A 1,167-nucleotide genomic window follows, 5' to 3' on the forward strand; every position below is an offset into this window, starting at 1 on the left:
CCAAGTCCTGTAGCCAGATGCGTTTTACCTACACCAGGTGGCCCTAGAATAATAAGGTTAAATGTCCGAAAAAGGTAAAGTATTTGAATGGGCATCAAAAGTAGAACGTAAAGTAAATTTGAACGTAGAAGAAACGGAAATCTCCTCTGTAATTGATGCTTGGGCCAGAGAAATTGGTGAGAAAGGTGCAGATCCAAATCTCGAACTCTCCAACTTTATTATCAAAGTGGTTTCCCCAGAAGTATATGATGTTCCAGATGAACTTCTTGATGCAATGTTTGATCGTGGAACAGTTGGAGCGAACTTGAATTTTGTTGCTGTGTCATTCTTCTTTAACTTGCCTTGGTCATCTCCAGCAGCCACTTCAACAATAAGGTAGTCGCCAGCTACAAGACCTGTACTTACGTATTCAGTCGTACCATATCGCTCACCACTTAATGGTTTTTCAAGGATTACTGGCTCATTCGCAGAAATTGCTTCAAATCGAGGATCATAATCTGATAGTTCTCCTTCAAGACTCATTAGACCGATAGGGTAGTTATCTTTTGTCACAAAGTACAATTCATCAGTAGATGATGGGAGTACGGCAGACTTGGTAGCGTGATCTTTTTGTACTAGACGACCACGTTTCATAGCTGAACCAGCTTTAAACATAGCATCAGCATTTTTATGGGAAATAACTTGCAAACGTCTCAACATAAATAGTACCTCCTGAATTTTTAATTAGTTATTTTTTAGAAATGTTGACATTACTACGCGATGATCAAAGGCTTCTTCGTCATCATTGTATAAATTAGCCTGACCTTTATTGTGCTGAAGACTTGATGTTTCAAGCGAAGAGGGAGTAGGGGAGTCATCTAATTTTTTGATGAAACGCTCTGCAATTAACGCTTTAATTCCTTTTTCATCAAGTGTTTCGATCATTGCTTTAATGTCTTCAGAGTTTTCTAACTCATCTTCAGAAATAAAACCGCCTTTGGTGGCAACTTTTTTCAGTGATTCACGTTTTTCAGACATTTCTTTTTCGAGTTCTTTACGGTTTAACTCTTCAATTTGCATCTTATAGGGAGCAAGTTCACCAACTGAGGCTTGCAATTTCTCAACAGTTGTGACTGCTAAACTAAAGTGGACAGTATCCACTAGATAAAATTGGACACTTAATTCCCA

General features: G+C 38.4%; 2 protein-coding genes. Both read right to left on the reverse strand.

The window, feature by feature from the left end:
• Positions 1-57: 57 nt before the first annotated feature.
• The gene (locus tag ADS79_RS03200; RefSeq protein WP_049736999.1) at positions 58-699 is read right to left on the reverse strand and encodes a hypothetical protein; all 642 of its coding nucleotides are present in this window, start codon (positions 697-699) and stop codon (positions 58-60) included.
• A gap of 24 nt (positions 700-723) precedes the next feature.
• On the reverse strand, positions 724-1,167 hold a 444-nt coding region (locus ADS79_RS35170; protein WP_161807251.1), incomplete at its 5' end, for a hypothetical protein.

The organism is Brevibacillus reuszeri, from assembly GCF_001187725.1.
Taxonomy (GTDB): Bacteria; Bacillota; Bacilli; order Brevibacillales; family Brevibacillaceae; genus Brevibacillus; species Brevibacillus reuszeri.

Bases quoted from the DNA above. Each gene is read 5' to 3' on its own strand.
- ADS79_RS03200 (WP_049736999.1), bottom strand. From the start codon at position 699: ATGTTGAGACGTTTGCAAGTTATTTCCCATAAAAATGCTGATGCTATG.